General features: G+C 69.9%; 18 protein-coding genes and 1 tRNA gene. 16 read left to right on the plus strand and 3 right to left on the minus strand.

The genetic code is table 11. The features are described from left to right. The first annotated feature begins 178 nt into the window (after positions 1-178). From IEY95_RS07645 to IEY95_RS07670, 6 genes are all read left to right on the plus strand, one after another. Positions 179-1,321, plus strand: coding sequence for a glycosyltransferase family 2 protein (locus tag IEY95_RS07645; protein WP_189185431.1), 1,143 nt, complete (start codon positions 179-181; stop codon positions 1,319-1,321). A 295-nt stretch (positions 1,322-1,616) separates the two neighbouring features. Beyond that, on the plus strand, positions 1,617-2,723 hold the full coding sequence (gene proB, locus IEY95_RS07650; RefSeq protein WP_189185102.1) for a glutamate 5-kinase: 1,107 nt from the start codon (positions 1,617-1,619) through the stop codon (positions 2,721-2,723). A gap of 209 nt (positions 2,724-2,932) precedes the next feature. Beyond that, positions 2,933-3,484, plus strand: a complete 552-nt coding sequence (locus IEY95_RS07655) for a DUF8830 family protein (protein WP_189185103.1) — start codon at positions 2,933-2,935, stop codon at positions 3,482-3,484. A 223-nt stretch (positions 3,485-3,707) separates the two neighbouring features. Next, the gene (locus IEY95_RS07660; RefSeq protein ID WP_189185104.1) at positions 3,708-4,994 is read left to right on the plus strand and encodes a glutamate-5-semialdehyde dehydrogenase; all 1,287 of its coding nucleotides are present in this window, start codon (positions 3,708-3,710) and stop codon (positions 4,992-4,994) included. A 165-nt stretch (positions 4,995-5,159) separates the two neighbouring features. Continuing rightward, a complete protein-coding gene (locus IEY95_RS07665) occupies positions 5,160-5,774 on the plus strand; it encodes an SCO2584 family spore wall biosynthesis protein (protein WP_444544759.1) in 615 nt (204 codons plus the stop codon). Positions 5,775-5,887: 113 nt separating this feature from the next. Then, positions 5,888-6,955, plus strand: a complete 1,068-nt coding sequence (locus tag IEY95_RS07670) for an SCO2583 family membrane protein (protein ID WP_189185106.1) — start codon at positions 5,888-5,890, stop codon at positions 6,953-6,955. 81 nt (positions 6,956-7,036) lie between these two features. On the opposite strand, the gene IEY95_RS07675 is transcribed toward IEY95_RS07670, so the two are convergent. Then, entirely contained in the window at positions 7,037-8,179 is a 1,143-nt protein-coding gene (locus IEY95_RS07675; protein ID WP_189185107.1) for a M48 family metallopeptidase, read from the minus strand. 103 nt (positions 8,180-8,282) lie between these two features. Between IEY95_RS07675 and IEY95_RS07680 the strand changes: the two genes are divergently transcribed. The 7 genes from IEY95_RS07680 (at position 8,283) to IEY95_RS07710 (ending at position 12,740) form a co-directional block, all read left to right on the plus strand. Continuing rightward, on the plus strand, positions 8,283-8,441 hold the full coding sequence (locus tag IEY95_RS07680; RefSeq protein WP_189185108.1) for a hypothetical protein: 159 nt from the start codon (positions 8,283-8,285) through the stop codon (positions 8,439-8,441). Positions 8,442-8,596: 155 nt separating this feature from the next. Then, a complete protein-coding gene (locus IEY95_RS07685) occupies positions 8,597-8,758 on the plus strand; it encodes a hypothetical protein (RefSeq protein WP_095934250.1) in 162 nt (53 codons plus the stop codon). A 237-nt stretch (positions 8,759-8,995) separates the two neighbouring features. After that, positions 8,996-9,562 (plus strand): nicotinate-nucleotide adenylyltransferase, encoded by a 567-nt coding sequence (gene nadD, locus IEY95_RS07690; protein ID WP_373294454.1) that lies wholly within the window; start codon positions 8,996-8,998, stop codon positions 9,560-9,562. Positions 9,563-9,578: 16 nt separating this feature from the next. After that, complete coding sequence (locus tag IEY95_RS07695) at positions 9,579-11,345, plus strand: LCP family protein (protein ID WP_189185110.1); 1,767 nt, start codon at positions 9,579-9,581, stop codon at positions 11,343-11,345. 112 nt (positions 11,346-11,457) lie between these two features. Then, entirely contained in the window at positions 11,458-11,901 is a 444-nt protein-coding gene (gene rsfS, locus IEY95_RS07700) for a ribosome silencing factor (protein WP_189185111.1), read from the plus strand. A 14-nt stretch (positions 11,902-11,915) separates the two neighbouring features. Continuing rightward, complete coding sequence (locus IEY95_RS07705; RefSeq protein WP_189185432.1) at positions 11,916-12,560, plus strand: histidine phosphatase family protein; 645 nt, start codon at positions 11,916-11,918, stop codon at positions 12,558-12,560. A gap of 107 nt (positions 12,561-12,667) precedes the next feature. Further along, a tRNA-Ala gene (locus IEY95_RS07710) sits at positions 12,668-12,740 on the plus strand. 55 nt (positions 12,741-12,795) lie between these two features. Here the strand turns inward: IEY95_RS07710 and IEY95_RS07715 are convergent. Beyond that, positions 12,796-13,719, minus strand: coding sequence for a helix-turn-helix transcriptional regulator (locus tag IEY95_RS07715; protein ID WP_189185112.1), 924 nt, complete (start codon positions 13,717-13,719; stop codon positions 12,796-12,798). Positions 13,720-13,838: 119 nt separating this feature from the next. On the opposite strand from IEY95_RS07715, the gene IEY95_RS07720 reads away from it, so the two are divergent. The 3 genes from IEY95_RS07720 (at position 13,839) to IEY95_RS07730 (ending at position 15,788) form a co-directional block, all read left to right on the plus strand. Further along, positions 13,839-15,308 carry an MFS transporter gene (locus IEY95_RS07720; RefSeq protein ID WP_189185113.1) on the plus strand — a complete coding sequence of 490 codons (1,470 nt, stop codon included), beginning with the start codon at positions 13,839-13,841 and terminating at the stop codon, positions 15,306-15,308. A 69-nt stretch (positions 15,309-15,377) separates the two neighbouring features. Continuing rightward, on the plus strand, positions 15,378-15,551 hold the full coding sequence (locus IEY95_RS07725) for a hypothetical protein (RefSeq protein ID WP_189185114.1): 174 nt from the start codon (positions 15,378-15,380) through the stop codon (positions 15,549-15,551). A 3-nt stretch (positions 15,552-15,554) separates the two neighbouring features. Beyond that, the gene (locus IEY95_RS07730) at positions 15,555-15,788 is read left to right on the plus strand and encodes a hypothetical protein (RefSeq protein WP_010986886.1); all 234 of its coding nucleotides are present in this window, start codon (positions 15,555-15,557) and stop codon (positions 15,786-15,788) included. On the opposite strand, the gene IEY95_RS07735 is transcribed toward IEY95_RS07730, so the two are convergent. After that, positions 15,757-16,941 carry a glycosyltransferase 87 family protein gene (locus IEY95_RS07735; RefSeq protein WP_229702669.1) on the minus strand — a complete coding sequence of 395 codons (1,185 nt, stop codon included), beginning with the start codon at positions 16,939-16,941 and terminating at the stop codon, positions 15,757-15,759. The two genes, IEY95_RS07730 and IEY95_RS07735, sit on opposite strands and share 32 nt — an antisense overlap. Positions 16,942-17,064: the final 123 nt, after the last annotated feature.

The raw sequence follows: 17,064 nt of genomic DNA on the forward strand, positions 1-17,064 counted from the left end.
CATTTCCTGTGAGCTGGGTCACTAAGTGAGCGGCTGCGGGCAACCCGTACGTACTTTCAGTCGTCTTCTAGGTAGCGATTGAGGTGATAAGGGGGAAATGTTCCAGTGACACTTCCCGTTACGAGGGGGAAATGTGACGCAACCTGATGTGACCGTCATCATCGGGGCGTACGAAGCGATGCCGTACCTGGTCAAGTGCCTGGAATCCGTGGAGAACCAGACGCTCGACGCGGCACGGATCGAGGTGATCGCGGTCGACGACGGGTCGACGGACGGCACGGGGGAGTATCTGGAGAAGTTCGCCGAGCGGGCGGCGATGGCCGTCACCGTGATCAGACAGCCGAACTCGGGCGGCCCCAGCGGCCCGCGCAACGTCGGGCTGGGCAAGGCACGCGGACGCTATGTCTTCTTCCTCGACGCCGACGACTACTTCGGCCCCGAGGCGCTGGAGCGCATGGTCGCGATGGCCGACGAGCAGGCTACGGACGTGGTGCTCGGCAAGGTCGTCGGGGTCAACAGGACGGCCCCGAAGTCGATGTGGGGCAAGACCCGGCCCCGTACCGACGTCTTCTCCTCGAACATCAAGTTCACGCTCAGCGCGCAGAAGCTCTTCCGCCGCGAGCTGCTCACGCGGCACGGCATGCAGTTCGACGAGTCACTGCAGACCGGCGAGGACGCCCTGTTCACGATGGAGGCCTACCTCCGCGCCGACGGCGTCTCCGTGATCGCCGACTACGAGTGCTACTACCTGGTCGGGCGCGACGACGGCAAGCACGTGACCAAGAGCGGGGGTTACACCCTGCGCTTCGACTCCGCCCGCGCCCTGATGGGCCTGATCGCCGAGCACGTGCCTGCCGGTCCGCGCCGCGACGCGCTGATGATCCGCCCGTTACTCATCACCCTGCTCCCGCAGTTCGGCCCCGGATTCCTCAAGCAGAGCGAGAAGGTCCGGCGCCACAGACTGGAGCTGGCCAAGCCCATGTTGGACGCCTATTGGCACGAGGGTGTCGCCTCGCGCCTCAAGGTCCACGAGCGGCTGCGCCTGCACCTCGTGGCGCAGGGCCGGGGCGATCTCCTTGTCGACGTACTGGAGTTCATCAAGGCGAAGAAGGCTCCCGAGGTCCTGCTGGAGTCCCGCGGCCGCAAGGCCTTCCTCGCCTACCCGCACTTCCGTGACCCGAGCGCCGGCATCCCGGACAGCTGGTACGTACCGACGACTCGCGAGACGGTCACCATCGAGGGCTTCAAGCCGCGCACCACGCGTTTTTCACGGCTGCGGCGGGTGGCCCGGCGGGTGTTGGGGGCGCGGCGCGCGGCGTGAGCCGTACGTCCGCTGCGGTCGGCTGACGGCCGATGCCGACCGCCCGTCGGCTGACGGCTGATGGCCGACCGCCCCTCGGCGGCCGCGTCCGGGGACTGGACCGGCGGGCGTCGGCCCGCCCTCTTCGCGTAGATTGCCAGGCGGGGCACCCGGATCGACGCGAGGGGACACACAGCAGGTGGCAGGGGCAAGGCAGACCGTGACGCAGGCCGATGCGAATGCCGTGACGCAGGCCCATGAGAGTGCCGTGGCGAGGGCCGATGCGAGTGCCCTCGCGCAAGCCCACAGAAATGCCGTGGCGCGGGCCCACCGGATCGTCGTCAAGGTCGGCTCCTCCTCGCTGACCACCGCGTCCGGCGGCCTCGACGCGGACCGGGTCGACGCCCTGGTCGACGTCCTAGCCAAGGCCCGCAGCGGCGGCGAGAAGGAGATCGTCCTCGTCTCGTCCGGCGCCATCGCCGCGGGGCTCGCGCCGCTGGGGCTGCGCCGCCGCCCCAAGGACCTCGCCCGGCAGCAGGCCGCCGCCAGCGTCGGCCAGGGCCTCCTGGTCGCCCGCTACACCGCCTCCTGCGCCCGGTACGGCGTCCGCGTCGGACAGGTGCTCCTCACCTCCGACGACACCAGCCGCCGAGCCCACCACCGCAACGCCTCCCGCACCCTCGACAAGCTCCTCGCCATGGGCGCACTGCCGGTCGTCAACGAGAACGACACCGTCGCCACGGACGAGATCCGCTTCGGCGACAACGACCGGCTCGCCGCGCTCGTCGCCCATCTCGTACGGGCCGATCTGCTCGTCCTGCTCTCCGACGTGGACGGCGTGTACGACGGCGACCCCAGCAAGCCAGGTACCTCGCGGATAGCGGAAGTACGTGCGCCTTCCGACCTCGACGGCATCGACGTCGGCAGCGCGGGCAAGGCGGGTGTCGGCACCGGCGGCATGGTCACCAAGGTCGAGGCGGCCCGGATCGCCGCGGCGGCGGGCATCCCGGTGGTGCTGACCAGCGCCATCCATGCCGCCGACGCCCTCGCGGGCCGGGACACCGGCACCTACTTCCACCCCACCGGCAAGCGGTCCGCCGACCGGCTGCTGTGGCTTCAGCACGCCTCCACCCCGCAGGGCGCACTCATGCTGGACGACGGGGCCGTGCGCGCGGTCGTCGAACGGCGCAAGTCGTTGCTGCCTGCGGGCATCGCGGCTGTCGAGGGCGAGTTCACCGCGGGCGACCCGGTCGAGCTGCGCGACAGCACGGGCCGGGCGGTCGCACGCGGGCTGGTGAACTTCGACGCCAAGGAGATTCCGCAGCTCATCGGCCGTTCGACCAGGGAACTGGCGCGCGAGCTGGGCCCCGCGTACGAGCGTGAGGTCGTACACAGGGACGATCTCGTACTGCTGCATCCGTAAGACGGCCGTTCCGCCGCGCCCGCGAGTCCGTACGACGGGTGTTGTGCGCACCCGCACACCAGCTGTCCACTACATCCGTAAACGGCTGATTCCCCCGCCCCCAGTGGGGGACGTTCCGTAAAAGCGCCACGCGACGGCTCCCCACCTGCTCAACTTTGTGGCAGGGAGACCCCGGAATTCGGTACGACCATTGCGTGAAGGAGGCCGTCGTGAGACGAGTGCGCCCGGAGGCGGCGGCGTCCCGCGGTGGTGCCGCCTCCCGTGCGGGTGGCACCGCGTCCCGTGCGGGTGGCGCCGCGTCCCGTGCGGGTGGCGCCGCTTCTCGTGCGAGTGGTGCCGCATCCCGTGCGACGGGTGAGGAACGGGCCCTGACGAGTGTCGCGGCCGGTGACACGTACGAGGGCGAAAAACCGGCGGACCAGCCCCGGCTGTGGCACGTCACGCTCAGCGTCTCGGGCGATGAGGCTCCGCTGAAGGAGGTCAGGCGCGGTCTCGAACAGCTCGCCCACGACCACCCGTTTCTGCTGACCAGCCGGTACGCCAACGACCACGCGGAGATCCGCTACTGGGAAGAGGCCCGCGACCTGCATGACGCGGCGGCGGTCGCACTGCGCCTGTGGGGCGAGCACCGCCAGACCGCCAAGCTTCCGCCCTGGGAGATCGTCGGCCTGGAGGTCATCGACCGCGAGACGTACCACCAGCGGATCGCGGAGGGCTACGGACGGCTGCCGGCGACGCCCGTCGGAGTGCACCCCTTTTGAGCCGACGTCGGAGTCGGCATCCGACTCCGACGCCGGGCGCACGTCGGGGTTCGCTCCTCTTGAGTCCACGTCCGAGCGCATTGAGTCCGCGTCCGGGCGCACGTCGGGGTTCGCTCCTCTTGAGTCCGCGTCCGGTCCCTGGTCGGAGTTCGCCCCTTTTGAGCCCGTCTCGCGGTGTGGGATAGCCGGTGGACCGGCTCGCCCGGCGCACTACCCTTCCCTCATGACCACGCTCTCGCCGTACGACTCGATGTCCCCGGTCACCCAGGCCGCCTACCGCGCGAAGGCCGCTGCCGCCGACCTGGCGCCCCTGCCGCGGGCCGAGAAGGACGACGCGCTGCTCGCGATCGCGGACGCGCTGGAGGTCCGTACCAGCGAGATCGTCGCCGCCAACGCCAAGGACATCGCGCGCGCCCGCGAGGCCGGGACCAGCGAGACCGTCATCGACCGGCTCACGCTCACGCCCGAACGCGTCCGCGCGATCGCCTCCGACGTCCGTGACGTGGTGGCGCTGCCCGACCCGGTCGGCGAGATCGTCCGTGGCTCCACCCTCCCGAACGGCATCGACCTGCGCCAGGTCCGCGTGCCGCTCGGCGTCGTCGGCATCATCTACGAGGCCCGCCCGAACGTGACGGTCGACGCCGCCGCCCTCTGCCTGAAGTCCGGAAACGCGGTCCTGCTGCGCGGCTCGTCGTCCGCGTACGAGTCGAACACGGCGCTCGTACGGGTCCTGCGCGACGCCGTGGGCGGTGCCGGGCTGCCCGCCGACGCCGTGCAGCTCGTGCCCGGCGAGGGCCGCGAGTCCGTACGCGAGCTGATGCGCGCCCGCGGCCTCGTCGACGTCCTCATCCCGCGCGGCGGCGCCTCGCTGATCCGCACGGTCGTCCAGGAGTCCATCGTTCCGGTCATCGAAACCGGAACCGGCAACTGCCACGTGTACGTCGACGCGAACGCCGACCTCGACATGGCGATCGACATCCTGATCAACTCCAAGGCTCAGCGGCCCAGTGTCTGCAACGCCGCCGAGACGCTCCTGGTCCACCAGGACATCGCCCCCGAGTTCCTGCCGCGCGCCCTGGACGCCCTCGCGGACGCCGGGGTCACCGTGCACGCCGACGAGCGTGTCCTCGCCTACGCCAAGGGCTCCAAGGCCACCGTCGTCGAGGCCACCCCCGAGGACTGGGAGGCGGAGTACCTCTCGTACGACATCGCCGCCGCCGTCGTGGACTCGCTGGGCAAGGCCGTGGAGCACATCCGGCTGTGGACCTCGGGTCACACCGAGGCCATCGTCACCACATCGCAGCAGGCTGCCCGCCGCTTCACCCAGTTGGTCGATTCCACGACGGTCGCCGTGAACGCGTCGACCCGCTTCACCGACGGCGGTCAGTTCGGCTTCGGCGCCGAGATCGGTATCTCCACGCAGAAGCTGCACGCGCGGGGGCCGATGGGGCTGCCGGAGCTCACGAGCACGAAGTACATCGTCACGGGGGACGGGCACATCCGGCGCTGAGCCGCCGGTGCGGGAGCGGCCTGTGCGGGTCTGCGCGGGCCCCGGAGCGCCGGGGGCGCACGGCGTGCGGCGCACGGCCCGCGGTCCGCGCGAGGCGCGTCTCGTCAGGCGGATGAATTTCCATACCGTCTGCCCAAAATGACCCCCCAGGTCTACTCTGGATCCGTGCCGGAGGACGTGGGGGGCACGCCGTTCCCTGACGGCTGGGAGCCCGACGACGACCGCGACCGCGGGGGTGCGGACGAAGAGTTCGCCTCCGTGGTCTTCGACGAGGACTTCGTACGGGCGGCGGTGATCCACGAGCCGACCGCCGTGGAGAGACTCCTGGCGGCCGCCCAGGCCCGCGCGGAGGCCTCCGAGGCCGAGGCGCGCAGGACGCGCGCCCGGGGCGCACGGGGCGACGACGAGCGCTACGAGGACGGTTTCGGGCCCGACGACCGTGGCGATTTCGGCCACGATCCCGACTTGGACGATCTGGACGACACCGAAGTCCTGGAAGGCCGCTACGGCGCGCCGGGGACGTACGGCAGGCCCTATGGGAAACACACCCGCTGGCACCGGCCCGTCGCCTGGATCCTCGCCCTCGTGATGGGCATCGGTATGGTCGCCCTGGCCTTCACGGCGGTCTACCGGGGGGCGTCCTCGGGCCGCCAGGAACAGGTCCCGCCGCCCGCCTCGACCGGCCTGGAACAGGGCCAGGAAAAGGTGACCGGCACCGGCCCCTCCGCTTCGGCCGACTACTCCCAGCCAGCGGTGTCGGCCGTCCCCCGGACACCCTGACACCAGCGCCGCCGACGACCCTTCGAACACCGTGACGATCCTGGTGAGAACCTGTCAGAACTTGTCGTGTACCAGGGCGTTTACCTGAGCTCCGGGAGACCTACTCTGAATGTATGGGCGGGCCTGGAGACCCACCTGAGGGGACACCCGAGGGCGCTCCCGCTGGTGGAGAGGACGAGTACCGATCCGTCGTGTTCGACGAGTCGTTCGTCCGTGCTGCCCGCCTTCAGGAATTCTCCGCGCAGGAGCGCATGGCCGACCACGCCCCGGCCGTACGCCGCCGCCCGGCCCTCCAGCGCGGGTTCTCGCGGCAGGCCCTGATCCTCGTCCTGCTGATCGCCATAGCCTTCGGCACCGCGATCTACATGGGCGTACGCCACCCATACCAGGCCCCCACCGCCCAGCCCCCCGAGCCACTGCGGATGACGGTCATACCCCTGGCACCGCAGACCGCCGTGCCCGGCTCCAAGAGCGCCGAAGATCTGTACGCGCGCAGCCCGGCCGCCCAGTTCCGCATCGGCGCCGAGGGCATCACTCTGCCCGCCTCCCGGCGCACCGCGCACTTCTCCGACAGCCAGGTCGTCACCGCCCTGACCACCGCCAAGGACTATCTCGTCGAGTCGTCCCTCGACCCCGACGTGCTCACCGGCGGTGCCACGCGGCCGGTACGGATACTGCTCGACCCGCAGCAGCTCGACCAGTTCGACCAGAGCCTCGACCGGCCGACCGCGGACGGCCGGCACGCGCCGACCGGCTGGCTGGTCCGCTTCGACGCGGCCCAGGTCCAGCTCGCCGACAACAAGATCCGTGTGCAGGGCGCCCTCCAGGCCGCCGAGTTCGACTCGAACACCCTTGAGGTCATCGCCGACCACACCTTCGTGTACGCGCTGAAGCCGACGGGCTCGGACGCGAGCGCGAAGGCCTCGTTGTTCACCGTCCGGCGCGAGCTGCACTTCCGCTTCGACCGCGACGACCTGCGCATGCACCAGGCCGAGCTGGTCGTCTCCTACGTCCAGGCCGGGCCGCTCGCCTGCTCCGAGGACTCCGTCGACCAACTGCGTCCACTGCTCGCGGGACAGACGGCGAAGGCGGGCGGCCCGGCCGGCACCGACCCGTACGCCACCGGCAGCGCGACGGCGCTGTGCGGGTCGCTGGCGACGAGCGCGCAGCCGAAGCTGTAGTCGTTGCCGGTGGCGTCTCTGGCGGCGTCTCCGATGGCTCGGCCGGTTTCGGTCGGCCGTCGGCCGTCGGCCGTTTCCGGATCAGCCGTTACCGTCGGGATTCTCGTCGTCCGGGTGGGTGTCGGTGTCCCGCGGCGGCGCGTCCTTCGGCGAGCCGGACGTGTCCTTGCCGGAGCCGCCGCCGCTCGCGAAGCCGCCGAAGCCGCGCCGTACCCGGCCCCCGAGATCTCCCGCACCGCCCGCGATGTCGCTGACCAGCTTCATCAGCGGATCCTTGGAGTTCTTCACGTCGCTGGCGTAGCTGGACGCCGACTGCCGGAAGGAGTCCGAGACCGAGGTGTCCTTGTCCTCGCTGCGCCGGGAGTAGTGACCGTCCATGATCCGCTGGTAGTCGCGGGACTCGGCCCACTTCTTCAGCTCGCCCGCGCGGACGGTGGTGAAGGGGTGGGTGCGGGGGAGGGTATTGAGGATCTTGAGCACGGAGTCGCGCAGGTCGCCTCCGGCCTCGTACTCCTCGGCCTGGGCGAGGAACGCGTCCACGTTCATCTCGTGCAGATGATTGCCTCCCGCGAGCTTCATCAGGCCGCGCATCGAGGCCTGCAGGTCCTGGCCGACCAGGAGCCCGGCGCGGTCCGCGGACAGCTCCGACTTGCGGAACCACTCGCGCAGCGCGGTGACGATCGCCATGATCGCGAGGTTCCCCAGCGGGATCCAGGCGACCCGGAGCGCGAGGTTGGTGAGGAAGAGCAAGATCGTGCGGTAGACCGCGTGGCCGGAGAGCGCGTGGCCGACCTCATGGCCGACGACCGCCCGCATCTCCTCCTCGTCGAGCAGCTCGACGAGCCCCGTCGTCACGACGATGATCGGCTCGTCCAGGCCGATGCACATCGCGTTCGGCTGCGGGTCCTGGGTGACGTACATCGGCGGGACCTTCTCCAGGTCCAGGATGTAACAGGCGTCCCGCAGCATGTCGTTGAGGTGCGCGAACTGGGCGTCCGAGACGCGCACCGAATCGGACAGGAAAAGCAGCCGCAGGCTGCGTTCGGGGAGCAGACCGCTGAGCGCCTTGAAGACGGTGTCGAAGCCGCTGAGCTTGCGCAGGGCCACCAGGGCCGAGCGGTCCGCGGGGTGTTCGTAGACCCGAGAGGAGATCCCCTCGAAGCGCCTGCGCTGCCTGCTCGGCACGTTCTCGTGCCCGTTCTGCTCGTGGCCGTCGTCGGACATGTGTTCCCCCATGTGCGTCTGAGTGCCCTATGTGCCCCCAAGGCAGAGCCCAGCCTAGGCGGAGATACCGTGGACGGGCAGTACAGAGAAGGAGTCGTACGCCATGGAGCACATCCCCGCAGCCGCCTGGCTCACCGAAGCCGCGAATGCGGCAGACAAGCAGGGCCCGGGCAATCTGCTCCGCGTCGTGCTGATCGTGATGGTCGTCGGAGTGGCTCTGACCGCCTGGTTCCTGCTGCGGGGGTACAAGCGGGACGACTGAGCGCCGCGTCATGGAGCGAGGCCGCGGCAACCGGCCCGGGCGTGTGCGCCGCAACCGGTGTCCCCAACGGCGGAGTCGGGGTGATCGTGGCGGAGGCGCCCGCATACGATGGGCCGACGTCTTTATCCCGCCCACACCGGATAGGTCCTGCCGAGATGAGCTTCCACAGCACCGCTGCACAGTTGGTCACCGTCGCCGCCGAGGGCGAGAATGGCGGCAACCACGAGAGCCTCAGCCCGTACCTGACCGGCGGCGGGGCCCTCTTCATCCTGCTTCTGCTGCTGTGGATCACCACGCGCTTCAACCGGGACCGCTGAGCCCCACCGGGCCCGCTCGGGGCCCCTGTCGGCCGGAGCCCGTAGGTCGGGCCGGTAGGGTCTGCATGCATGGGAGAGCAGGACATGCCTACCGGTCCGGCGAGTGACACTGAGAGCGGCGCCGCCGGCGCCGCCACAGGTGGCGCGAACGGCGCGGCCGACGGCGGTGCGGCGCAGCGTCTGACGACCGGTCCCGGAAACGGCCCGTCGAATCCGGGCAAGCGCCGCCTCGGCGTCATGGGCGGAACGTTCGACCCGATCCACCACGGCCACCTCGTGGCGGCCAGCGAGGTCGCCGCGCAGTTCCACCTCGACGAGGTGGTGTTCGTGCCGACCGGGCAGCCGTGGCAGAAGACCGACCGCAAGGTCACCCCGGCCGAGGACCGCTATCTGATGACGGTCATCGCGACCGCCGAGAACCCCCAGTTCTCGGTGAGCCGCATCGACATCGACCGCGGCGGACCGACCTACACCACGGACACCCTGCGCGACCTGAAGGCGCTCAACCCCGACACCGATCTCTTCTTCATCACGGGCGCCGACGCGCTCGGCCAGATCCTCACCTGGCGGTACACGGAAGAACTGTTCTCCCTCGCGCACTTCATCGGGGTCACCCGGCCCGGCCACACGCTGACCGATCCGGGGCTTCCCGAGGGCGGTGTCTCGCTCGTCGAGGTTCCCGCGCTCGCCATCTCGTCCACAGACTGCCGTGCGAGGGTCGCCAAGGGCGATCCCGTCTGGTATCTGGTGCCGGACGGTGTGGTGCGCTACATCGACAAGCGCGAGCTGTACCGCGGCGAGTGAGCCGAGAGGGGCACCGGTGAACGACCGATACGACGGATACTCGGGCGGCGACCAGTACGAGCTCGTCGGCTACGACGAGTTCGGGCAGCCTGTGTACGGACAGGTGCCGCAGCAGCCTCAGGGGTACGACCCCTACGGTGCCCAGCAGCAGGGCTACGGCTACGACCCGTACGCGACCGGTCAGCAGCAGCCCGTGCAGCCGTACGACACGGGCCGGCAGCAGCCCGTGCAGCCGTACGACACCGGTCAGCAGCCGCCTGGGTCGCCGTATGACACCGGTCAGCAGCCGGCCACCCCCTCGTACGACTCCTACGGCCCTTACGGCACCGGCGCGCCCGGGACCACCTCGCCCGCGTACGACCGCTACGGGCAGTCCGCCGGCCCGGCCGGCGCCGCGAGTACCGGTCAGCAACCCCGAGTCGCCGAGCAGACCGCCTACATCCCGCAGCAGGCCGGACCCGCCGAGGACGGCGAACCCCGGACCGCTCGGGCCGACCGGGACTACCGCACCGAGCAGTTCGCCTTCGTCGAGGAGCAGCAGGACGACTCCGAAGACGTCATCGACTGGTTGAAGTTCACCGAGAACCGCACCGAACGCCGCGAAGAGGCCCGGCGCCGCGCGCGCAGCCGGGTCGTCGCCCTGGTCGTGGTGCTCGCTCTGGTCGCGGTCGGCGGCGTCGGCTACCTCTGGTATGCGGGCAAGCTGCCCGGCACGTCCTCGAACGGCAAGTCCGGTACGGCGACCGCTGTGGGCGCCCAGAACCGCGACGTGATCGTGGTCCACCTGCACAACACCAAGGGTGGCGACACCTCCACGGCGCTGCTCGTCGACAACACCACCACCAAGCAGGGCACTACCGTTCTGCTGCCCAACTCCCTTGCCCTGACGGGTGACGACGGCTCGACGACCACGCTCGCCAAGTCCGTCGACGACGACGGCTCCTCCGGGACCCAGGACGCGATCGACACGGTGCTCGGGACCAACATCCAGGGCACCTGGCGCCTCGACACCCCCTACCTCAACAACCTTGTCGAGCTGGTGGGCAATATCGACATCACCACCAACGCCAATGTGCCGGACCCCGATGCGAAGAAGAAGGGCGAGTCGCCCCTCGTGAAGAAGGGCGAGGAGCAGACCCTCAGCGGCAAGATGGCCGTCGTCTACGCCACCTACCGGGCCTCCGGCGAGTCCCAGAACGCGCAGTTGGAGCGGTTCGGTCAGGTCATGCAGGGCGTGCTGCGCAAGCTGTCCTCCGACAAGCAGGCCGCGACCACCACTGTGGAGACCCTGGCGCAGATCCTCGATCCGTCCCTGACCGACCAGGACCTCGGCGCCTTCCTCGCCAAGCTCGCCGACCTCGCCAAGGGCGGCGACTACAAGACCGCGCTGCTGCCCGTGCAGCAGGACGGCACCCTGAGCGAGAGCGCCTCCGACAGCGTGGTCAAGGACGTGCTCGGCGGTACCGCGAAGAGCCCCGACGCCGGCGCCGACGTCCGCGTCGGCATCAGGAACGCCACTGGCAACAAGGCCGCCGCCGAGCAGGCCCGCGTCGTCCTGGTCAACGGCGGCTACACCTTCCTCGACTCAGGCACCGCCACCGCCGCCCAGAGTGTGTCCCAGATCACATATGCCGACGCCGCCAAGAAGAACGACGCGGTCGAGGTCGCCAAGACCCTGGGCCTGCCCACGAGCAGTGTGAAGAAGGGCAAGGCCACGTCCAACGCGGATGTGTCCGTGGTCCTGGGCCAGGACTACAAGGTGAGCAGCGGCTCGACGGGGTGACGGACGCCACGTCCCGGGAGGGCCCGGGGCGGGGCCGAAGAAACGCGTGGGGTGTCGTCGGCGGTCCGTGAGACCCTGGAGTCATTACTGACCGCCGACGGAAAGCCGCGTAGTGACCGCCACGGACCGCTCCATCGAGCTCATCAACACCGCCGCACAGGCGGCCGCAGACAAGCTCGCGCACGACATCATCGCCTACGACGTCAGCGACGTGCTCACCATCACCGACGCCTTCCTGCTGGCGTCCGCGCCCAGTGACCGCCAGGTCAAGTCGATCGTCGACGAGATCGAGGAGCGGCTGAGCAAGGAGCTCGGCGTCAAGCCGGTGCGCCGCGAGGGCGACCGCGAGGCCCGCTGGGTCCTGCTCGACTACGTCGACATCGTGGTGCACGTGCAGCACAGCGAGGAGCGTGTCTTCTACGCTCTGGAGCGGCTGTGGAAGGACTGCCCGGAGCTGGACCTGCCCGCCGACGCCAAGGCCACCCGCGGCAAGGCAGCCGAGCACGCCAAGCTCCAGGCCGAGGAGGACTCCGCCGAACTGGGGGAGCTGCGGTGAGCGCCGAGGCCGGGATGAAGCCGGGCCGGGGCCGCCGCATCATCCTCTGGCGGCACGGCCAGACCTCCTGGAATGTGGAGCGCCGCTTCCAGGGCACCACGGACGTCGAGCTCACCGAGACCGGCGTGGGCCAGGCCCGCCGCGCCGCCCGGCTGCTCGCCTCGCTGAAGCCCGACGCGATCGTCGCCTCGGACCTCCAGCGCGCCGCGAACACGGCCGCTGAGCTGTCCGTCCTCACCGGCCTCGACGTCACCCACGACGAGGGCCTGCGGGAGACCTACGCGGGCGTCTGGCAGGGGCTGACGCACGAGGAGATCATCGCCCGGTACGGCGACCAGTACTCCGCCTGGAAGCGGGGCGAGCCGGTGCGCCGAGGCGGTGGCGAACTGGAGACCGAGGTCGCCGACCGCGCCGCCCCCGTGGTGCTGCGGCACGCGGAGAAGCTCCCCGAGGACGGCAGCCTCGTGGTGGTCAGCCACGGCGGCACGATCCGCACCACCATCGGCCGTCTGCTCGGCCTGGAGTCCCAGCACTGGGAGAGTCTCGGTGGCCTCTCCAACTGCTGCTGGTCCGTTCTCGGTGAGGGCGCTCGCGGCTGGCGCCTCCTGGAGCACAACGCCGGCACGCTGCCGGAGCCGGTGCTCGGCGACGACGACTGAGCGGCCCTCTGTCCGGTCCCGCGGGCCCGACGGGACCGGATTTCACTTTCCGGCTGGTCGCAGGCTAAAGTTCTTCTTGTTCGCCCCGCCGGGCGGGAAGAACGCAAGGGGCTATAGCTCAGTTGGTAGAGCGCCTGCATGGCATGCAGGAGGTCAGGAGTTCAATTCTCCTTAGCTCCACAGAATGACTCTCTTTTGAGTTGTCAAAGATCAGTGGTGAAGGATCCCGCTCCCGTCAGGGAGCGGGATTTTTCGTTGCCGAAGTCGTTGCCGAAGTCGTTGCCGAAGTCGTTGCCGAGGTTGTGGCCGAGGTCGTGGCCGCGGTTGCCCGTAGATCCCGCAATCGCCGCGATCGCAGGCGCGTCTCCTCGTCGTCCGGTTGGTAGACCACGATCCGGCACTCCGGCATGCCGTGGATCGACAGCGAGACCGACGTCATCCGCATCTCACCGACCGCCGCATGCCGGAACGTCTTCACCCGTGGACCAGGCGGCGCCACATCGCCGTTGCGCCACAGCCGGGCGAAGAGCGGGCTGGCCTTCGACAGCCTGCGTATGAAGTCCTCCCAGGCGGGCTCGCCGGCATGCAGTCCGTAGCACGAACGCAGGGTCGCCACCATCACCGGAAGCTCGCTCTCCCGGAACACGAGTGGGCAGTCCTGCTCGGGCACGGTGAACAGCGTCCACAGTGCGTTGTGCACCCTCGTGTTGAGGGTCTGGGACGTGAAGAACACATCGCGGTAGGCGCAGTTGGTGGCGAGAATGTCGAACCGCGCGTTGTAGACCACTGCCGGATGCGGGTCGAGGGCGTCGAGGACGCCCTGGACCTCAGGGCCGATGGCTCGCGCGGCGACGGGAGGATCCACCTCGTACGGCACCTCGGCCAGGTGATACAGATGCTCGCGCTCCGGCTGGTCGAGGCGCAGCGTACGCGCCACCGCGTCCAGGACCTGCGCGGACGCGTTGATCGGGCGCCCCTGCTCGAGCCATGTGTACCAAGTGACGCCGACGCCGGAGAGTTGTGCGACCTCCTCGCGGCGCAGCCCCGGCGTACGGCGCCGCAAGCCCGGCGGCATTCCTACGTCGGCCGGTGTCACCCGCGCCCGCCTGTTGCGCAGAAAGGCGGCCAGCTCCGGCCTGCGGCGCTGTGTCGTGTTCATCGGCTTCACATCCCCCGTCACTCATCGTCCGTGCCGTACCCGTCCGCTGCCAGGTGCTGTCAGTACCAGCATCGGCGGGCTCTCGTTACCCGTATCCGGCCGCCGTCACGCTCGACGGCATGACGACGACAACCCCCGCGGGAACAGGTCCCGCACGCGGTCCAAGTCCTGAGACCAGTAAAGACCCCGGCACTGACAATCGGCCCGGACGGCTGCTCGCGGTCGTGCTCGCGGCCCAGTTCATGGCATTGCTCGATGTCTTCATCGTGAACGTCGCGGTGCCCACGATCGGTTCCGAACTCCACGCGTCCGGCGCCGGACTCCAACTGGTGGTCGCCGGATACTCCATCTCGTACGCCGTGCTGCTGATCACCGGAGCGCGGCTGGGCGACCGGATCGGCCACCGCCGGGTCCATCTGGCCGGGCTCGCACTGTTCACCGCCGCCTCGTTGGCCTGCGGACTCGCCCGGGGAACAGGGGAGTTGATCGCCTTCCGTCTGGTCCAGGGCGCCGGATCGGCCGTCATGATCCCGCAGGTGCTCAGCCTGATCCAGCGCAACTTCACCGGCGAGGCACGGGCCCGCGCCCTCGGCGCCTACGCGGCCGTCCTCGCCACCGGCGCTGCGGCCGGACAGGTGCTGGGCGGCATTCTGGTCAGCGCCGACCTGTTCGGCACCGGCTGGCGGCCGGTGTTCCTGGTCAACGTCCCCGTGGGCGTCGTACTCCTGGCCGTCGGCAGCCGCGTACTGCCGCGGGACGACGTATCGGCCCTTGAGCGCTCGCGCGGCCTCGACCTGCCGGGGCTCGTGCTGCTGGCCGCCGCCGTCTCCCTCTTCACCGTGCCGCTCGTGCTCGGACAGGAGGAGGACTGGCCGCTGTGGTCCTGGCTGTCGCTGGGATCGGCCACGGTGTTCTTCGCCCTGTTCTGTCTGTACGAGTCCCGGCTGGCCCGGCGCGGCGGGGTGCCGCTGATCGCGCCGAGGGTGCTGCGCCACCCCGGCGTCGGCCTCGCGGTGTTCCGGCTTCTGGCCGTGATGGCGGTCAACGCGGGCTTTCTGTTCGCGCTCACCCTGCACATCCAGGGCGGCCTCGGCTACAGCGCCCTGCGCGCGGGGCTCACCTTCGCACCCACCGCGGCGGTCTTCGGTCTGGTCGGTCTGACCTGGCGCAACTGGCCCGCTTCCTGGCAGCGGGGCCTGATACCGATCGGGTTCGCGCTCGCGGCCGTCTCCGTGGCCGGGGTCGGCGGCGTACTGAAGGGCGGGGGCGACGGCGGTCCGTGGCTCTACGTGGCGTTCGCGGGCGTGGGTGCCGGGCTCGCGCTCGGCTTCAGCCCCACGCTCACCAGGGCTCTGGCCACGGTGCGACCCGAGGACGCGGCGGATGCCAGCGGACTGCTCGCGACCGTGACCCAGCTCGGTCAGCTGATCGGTGTCGCGGCCTTCGGCACACTCTTCTTCAACCGGCTTGAGTCACTTGGGGCCCCCGGGGCGTATACCTCTGCGGATGCGCTCCTCACGTGCACGTATGCGCTGGCCGCGACGGCCACGTCGGGTGCCGTGTCCGGACTGGTACGAAGGCGTCGCTGACCGTATTGCTCCGGCCGTGGCAGAATCAAACGGCCGGAAGGGGGCGCGGCCCGACGGGAGGGAGAAGCGATGCCTGCGAGCATCCTCGAGGAGGTCGACATTCTCCTCGAAGTGGCACCGAAACGGAAAAAAGCCACTTTTCTCAACTGCCCTTCCTGCGGATCGGTCCACGTCGCCCAGGTCCTCGGCGACAACGGCGGGATCTCCTACGTGTGCACGGCCTGCGGCCACAGCTGGAGCTGATCGATGGGTGCACACAGGCGGAAGTGCGATTGGTGCGGCAGTGGTACGCCGATCGTCCGCGACATGGAACCGGTCAACCACGACTACCAGTACTGGTGCGAGGAGTGCGCGCGGGCGCTGATCATAAAAGGCGACCCGATCGAGACGTACCGCGAGCTGGAGGGCGAGCCGATCTACGGCCGGCTGCTCGACGAGCACTGCACGCTCAAGCGCTTCTACTCGTTCGCCACAGCCTGACCCCGACGAGGGCCAGGAAGGCGAAACCGGCTCCTGCGTAGAGGGCGGACAGCGTCAACTCGACGCCGTCCTGGTGCAGTTCGAGCCGGCCCGTACCGTGCGGCACCCACCACAGCGCGTACGTGCAGAAGGCCAGGGCCGTGCAGGCTGCGGCCGTCCGGCTCGTCGCCACGAGGACCAGCACCATCGGCACGCACCACACCCAGTGGTGCGACCACGACACCGGACTCACCAGCAGCGCCGTCACCGCGCAGGAGGTCGTCGCCCAGGCGCGCCGCCCACGCAGCTCGGCGGCCACGGCGATCGCGAGGCCCACGACGCCCGCCAGGGCCGCCGTCGCGCCCCACCAGACGCCGGGCTCCGTGGTGTGCAGCAGTCGGGCCAGGACGCCGCGCAGCGACTGGTTCGCGGTGTCCTCGACGAGCCCGACCCGGCCCGCCGCGAAGACCATGCGGGTCCAAAAGTGCCAGGAGTCGTACGGCAGGGCCGCCGCCGCCAGCAGCGTCGCCCCGGCGAACGTGGCGGCGGCCCCCCGCGCGTGCCGCAGCCACGGCCCGCCGGAACCCCGCCTTGTGTACTCCACGACGCCGGTGACCAGCAGGAACACCGCGAAGAGCGCGGGTGTCAGCTTGATCGCCGCCGCGATCCCGATGCCCACCCCGGCGCAGCGGTGCCCGGGGCGCCGTGACAGGTCCCACAGCACCAGCACGGCGACCAGCAGATTGATCTGGCCGTACCGCAGCGTCGTCCACACCGGCTCGCACCACACGGCGGCTGCGGCGACCCACCAGACGCACTCCACGCGCGCGTGGCCGACGAGTCGCAGTGAGAGGGCCACGAACACCACAAGGAGAGCCAGGTTCCCGGCCGTCGCCAGGGTGCGCATGGCCGCAGTGTCCAGCAGCGTCAGCGGTGCGAACAGGAGCGCCGCGAACGGCGGGTAGGTGGTGGGCAGATGGGCCTCGGTCGTGCGCAGCGCGTAAAGGTCGCCGCCCGCGCGGACGGTCTCGCCCTCCGCGCGGTACACCATCAGGTCGATCATCGACACGTGCGCGGCCCGTTGTGCGCACCAGAAGACCGCGAACGACAGCAGGCACACCGCCAGAGCGACGGGTGCGCGGCGGCGGACACGAGGGAGCGCGATCACGGTCACGAAGGCCGACACTATCCCGCATGTCCGTATTGTCCGTGCGGGACGGAAACGATTTGGTGGTGCACCCGGAGGACCGTGTAATGTTGGCGTCGCCGCCGGGGAAACCGGGCGACACGGTCAACA

Source organism: Streptomyces albiflavescens, assembly GCF_014645835.1.
Taxonomy (GTDB): domain Bacteria; phylum Actinomycetota; class Actinomycetes; order Streptomycetales; family Streptomycetaceae; genus Streptomyces; species Streptomyces albiflavescens.

Bases quoted from the DNA above. Each gene is read 5' to 3' on its own strand.
- IEY95_RS07675 (WP_189185107.1), bottom strand. From the start codon at position 8,179: ATGTCCGACGACGGCCACGAGCAGAACGGGCACGAGAACGTGCCGAGC.
- IEY95_RS07705 (WP_189185432.1), top strand. From the start codon at position 11,916: ATGAAGCCGGGCCGGGGCCGCCGCATCATCCTCTGGCGGCACGGCCAG.
- IEY95_RS07685 (WP_095934250.1), top strand. From the start codon at position 8,597: ATGAGCTTCCACAGCACCGCTGCACAGTTGGTCACCGTCGCCGCCGAG.
- IEY95_RS07730 (WP_010986886.1), top strand. From the start codon at position 15,555: ATGGGTGCACACAGGCGGAAGTGCGATTGGTGCGGCAGTGGTACGCCG.
- nadD (WP_373294454.1), top strand. From the start codon at position 8,996: ATGGGCGGAACGTTCGACCCGATCCACCACGGCCACCTCGTGGCGGCC.
- IEY95_RS07725 (WP_189185114.1), top strand. From the start codon at position 15,378: ATGCCTGCGAGCATCCTCGAGGAGGTCGACATTCTCCTCGAAGTGGCA.
- IEY95_RS07645 (WP_189185431.1), top strand. From the start codon at position 179: ATGCCGTACCTGGTCAAGTGCCTGGAATCCGTGGAGAACCAGACGCTC.
- IEY95_RS07660 (WP_189185104.1), top strand. From the start codon at position 3,708: ATGACCACGCTCTCGCCGTACGACTCGATGTCCCCGGTCACCCAGGCC.
- IEY95_RS07720 (WP_189185113.1), top strand. From the start codon at position 13,839: ATGACGACGACAACCCCCGCGGGAACAGGTCCCGCACGCGGTCCAAGT.
- IEY95_RS07670 (WP_189185106.1), top strand. From the start codon at position 5,888: ATGGGCGGGCCTGGAGACCCACCTGAGGGGACACCCGAGGGCGCTCCC.
- IEY95_RS07715 (WP_189185112.1), bottom strand. From the start codon at position 13,719: ATGAACACGACACAGCGCCGCAGGCCGGAGCTGGCCGCCTTTCTGCGC.
- IEY95_RS07680 (WP_189185108.1), top strand. From the start codon at position 8,283: ATGGAGCACATCCCCGCAGCCGCCTGGCTCACCGAAGCCGCGAATGCG.